General features: G+C 48.4%; 3 protein-coding genes. 2 read left to right on the plus strand and 1 reads right to left on the minus strand.

What is annotated here, in order from left to right; translation table 11 throughout:
- Both MHN01_RS17955 and MHN01_RS17960 read left to right on the plus strand, forming a co-directional pair.
- The coding region (locus MHN01_RS17955; RefSeq protein ID WP_239412593.1) for an ATP-dependent helicase at positions 1 to 1,953 on the plus strand (1,953 nt) is incomplete at its 5' end.
- Between the two features lie 198 nt (positions 1,954 to 2,151).
- Entirely contained in the window at positions 2,152 to 3,618 is a 1,467-nt protein-coding gene (locus MHN01_RS17960; RefSeq protein WP_239412594.1) for a glycoside hydrolase family 19 protein, read from the plus strand.
- A 49-nt stretch (positions 3,619 to 3,667) separates the two neighbouring features.
- On the opposite strand, the gene MHN01_RS17965 is transcribed toward MHN01_RS17960, so the two are convergent.
- Positions 3,668 to 4,359 (minus strand): BCCT family transporter (locus MHN01_RS17965; protein ID WP_239412595.1); only part of this gene is annotated, 692 nt, incomplete at its 5' end.

The raw sequence follows: 4,359 nt of genomic DNA on the forward strand, positions 1-4,359 counted from the left end.
AGCTTCCAGCGCCAACAAATGGTCAAAGATCCCAAGACTATTGAACTATTACTGAGTTTTATCGGCTTGGTGAAAGCATACATGTTGCCGCCGCGCGAAGTGTTCCGGATGTCAGAAATCAGCCGGGACTATTTGTTTATTATCGATGCCTTTGAGCAGTTCGAGATCTTGCGCAAGCAGCAAAAGGTGTTGTTTTTTGATGACTGGCTGGTGGAGTCGGTGAAATTGCTCGAAGGCAATGATGCAATACGTGAGCATTACCATCAGTACTGCAAGCTTGTGGTGGTTGATGAGTTCCAGGATATTAATACGGCTCAGTATCGGTTGCTCAAGCAGTTGCTGGGTCCGGAGACACAGTTACTGGCTGTCGGTGATGTCGATCAGTGTATCTATAAGTGGCGGGGTAGTGCACCACAGTTCATGCTGGATTTTGAACAGGATTTTGCCCCTGCCAGTACCTATACCCTGTCGCGCACCTTCCGGTTCGGGCATAGTCTGGCCTTATCTGCCAGCCATCTTATTGCCAACAATAAGCAACGATTCAGTGATTTTCTCACCATTTCTGACGAAGGTATCAGTGATACTGCCATAGAGGTGTCAGGTACTTCGCGCCAGGTTGGTGAAATTGCCCAATCGGTGCTGAACTATATCGCTGATGGCGGCGAGCCGTCAGACGTTGCTATTCTAGTGCGGCGCTGGTCGCAGACCTTGTTGTTTGAGCTGGCTTTTTTGAGCAAGCAGGTGCCTTACCAAATGCCGGTCCCTTCGGTGCTGGCTAACAGTCGGGAAGTCAGGTTGCTGACTGAACTTATGTTGCTGGCAACCGGTAGGTATAGTGAGATGCCTCAGCAGCAAAAGTCTTTGTTGTTATTTAGTTTTTTGAGTTTCCCCCATTGCTATGTGCCAAATAAGGAACTGCGTCCGCTATGCGATCAGCTGGCCGGTATGGAAACCACTAACTGGTTGGTGTTTATCGCCCGGTACGAGAAAGCGAATACTAGCCTGAAGCTGGATAACCTGATTGAGCGATTGGAGCTGCTGGTGCGGCTGCAGCGAAAGGGGAGCTTCAAGGCGCTGGAAGTTTATAACCAGTATCGTAATGAGAGCGGGCTCGATAACTGGATATGGAAAACCGAGGCGACGGCGACTGAAATCGAAGAGGCCATTGAAAGGCTCGACAGTGTGGCAACGGTGCTGGAATCTATGGATCAGAACTGTGAAAAGGCTCTGCAGTATTTCGAGTATTATACTCAGAGGTCGGCACAGCAATCTGTCCAGCGTACAGAGGAAGCCAATAACCAAGCTTCGGGTGTTCAGTTGACAACGATTTTCCGTGCCAAAGGTTGTGAATATAATCATGTTCACCTGCCTTTCTGGGATAAGGATGCCTTCCCTTATATGAATAAATCGTCGGGGAGTATTGCAGCCGATGTTGAGGAAGAACGGCGACTGGCCTATGTTGGCCTGACACGGGCCAAAGATCGGGCGATGGTGTATTTTACCGAGCCGGACAAACCAACGGCTAAAGCGACCAATGCGAGTACTTTTGTATTGGAGGCGAAAGTAGAACTGGCCAGAGAGCTGGGGCCGAAGCTATACCAAAGTGGCGAGCTGCCACATTATCGATCTCCTGTTGTCTGCGAGTATTACAAGAAGTTAGGACGTGAAGCCGATGTTCAGTCTCCATTAGAAATCGTTATTGATGATAAGGAGGCAGATAGTGGTTTGGAGAGCGACCAGAACTATAGCTATCAGTGGGCACTGGCCCAACCGTTGCCGGTCAACGCCGATAAAGTCATTAGTGCGATGGTCCGCACTAAGACGGCTAAGTACCTTGATTCTGAAATTAGCCGGGTGATCCGCGAGCTTAATACTGCGTCAGAGACTAAGAAAAAAGTGCTGATTAACCGACTCATTGTAGCTGCGAATGCCAGAGGTCGGGTGAAGCGGTAATTGCGTTTTTTGCTAATTTTATCAACAGAATAATTCTTTGCGTGATATCGATAATTCACTGCGAGAATATTCTCGCTATCAGAAATAATGTGAATACACTCGAACGCCTGACAATTTAAATTTGAATCACATCGCACCGTATTTTTGTTGAACAAATAATAACCAGAACCCGAAAGATAGAACGGAGGCTTGTTATTTATGTTGAACATCAATAAGACTAAAAGAATTGGTTATTTGATTGGTATGGCACTCGGTGTTAGTGCAAGCGGCGTGACCCTCGCTAATGCACAACCCATAGAATGGGTGCCGGGCCAGACTCAGGTCGTTAATGGTGATGTGGTTAGCTATAACGGAAGTTGCTATATCGCCCAGAATAATCCGGGTGCATGGGACACACCGTCAGCATCACCATCATGGTTTTGGAAACCCTCAGATTGTTCCACTCCTGTAGAGCCTGGACCCGGCCCAGGTCCCAACCCTAATCCGGAACCCGGCTTGACGGTGATCCCTGATGGTAAAGGCGGATACTTAATGCCGCGCAGTGAGCTGGAAGCTTTCGAAACGCAACAAACCAGCACAGAGCTGTTTAGCTTGGTACGCTCTGATATTGCGACGCTTGGTAATGCGTTGGTGGAAGCTGTGACTCCTCTGAACATAGCGAACCCGGAGAATGTCCGCCGCGTCGAGACTATTGTTGATGAGGCGATGTGGAACTATCTTTTCCCGCTGCGCAATGAGAAGTACACCTATACACGTTTTCTTCAGGCAATAGCCAAGTTCCCTGCGTTCTGTCGGACCTATACCGACGGTCGTAATTCAGACGACATTTGTAAACGTTCTATCACCACCATGTTTGCCCACTTTGTTCAGGAAACAGGGGCACATGCTCCAAGCTGGGAGACATCAAAAGGGGTACCTGAGTGGCGGCAGGGACTGTATTACCTGCGCGAAATGTATAAGTCCGAAGATAAGCCCGACAGTACCTACAGTAAATGTAGCGGCTGGCAGGGTGAGAAGTGGCCATGCGCGCCAGGCAAGAGTTATTTTGGTCGAGGGGCTAAGCAGCTGAGCTGGAACTATAATTATGGCCCGTTCTCGGAAGCTATGTTCGGCGATCAGAGTATCTTGTTGGAAAACCCCGCATTGGTCGCCGATACCTGGTTGAATCTTGCTTCGGCAGTCTTTTTCTATGTCTACCCACAGCCTCCGAAACCGAGTATGTTGCATGTTATTGATGGAACCTGGAAGCCAAATGCCGCCGACAAAGCGGCGGGTATCGAGGCCGGATTCGGGGCAACAATTCAGATCATTAATGGCGCCTATGAGTGTAACAAGGGAGCCGAAACCAATCTGGCGCAAAACAGGATTGATTATTACCGTCTCTTTGCCAAGGAACTGAATCTTGATATCACTGGCGAGAAGTTGGGTTGTGCCGATATGAAGCCATTTGATACAAGTGGATCAGGAGCGTTAATGATCACCTGGGATAAAGACTGGGGCTGGAATCCGAATACACCGGGGAACCATAGTTTTGCATGTAAGCTTGTCCCTTACCAGTATGCTTTTAACGCGCTGTTCAAAGGCGACTACGAGAAATGTGTTGAGTACCATTTCAACGTTCAGGCCTATGATGAGAATGGTAATGTGATACCGGATGGACAATAGTTCGGATGGGAAAAAAATGGTCAGCATGATGCTGACCATTTTTGTTTAATTAAAGAGAAGGGCTTGCGTTAATGCTCGTCCCTTTCGCCGTGTAGAGCGATTTTTCGGTTCTCAACCCTTTGATGAGACTCACACACATCAATAGGAGAATAATGGTAAACGGTAGGGCTGTGGCTATGGTACCAGCCTGCAGAGCCTGAATCGCTTCGGTTCCGCCGACCCACAACATGACTGCTGCAATTGCACCTTCAACGGTTGCCCAGAAGATACGCTGCGGAACAGGAGCATCCACTTTACCGCCAGCTGTAATGCTATCGATAACCAGAGAGCCTGAATCAGACGAGGTGATAAAAAACACCAAGATTAGTGCGATAGAGATCACTGAGATGATCGAGCCAAATGGCAGAGCATCAAATACGTGAAACAGAGTCAGAGAAATATCAGTCAGCCCGTTTGCACCTAGCTCACCAACTTTATTCACCACCTGGTCGATAGCAATACCACCAAAGACAGACATCCAGATCAGGGTAATCAGGGTTGGAATAAAGATTACGGCAATCAGGAACTCTCTAACCGTTCTGCCCTTAGAAACACGGGCAATGAACATACCGACAAATGGTGACCAAGAAATCCACCAAGCCCAGTAGAAGACAGTCCAGCCGTGCATCCAGGTTTCGTCTTCACGGCCATGCGGATTACTCAGAGGAATAATGTTCTCGACATAGCCCATGAAAGTGGCCG

Origin of the sequence: Photobacterium sp. OFAV2-7 (assembly GCF_022347985.1) — a bacterium.
GTDB lineage: Bacteria > Pseudomonadota > Gammaproteobacteria > Enterobacterales > Vibrionaceae > Photobacterium.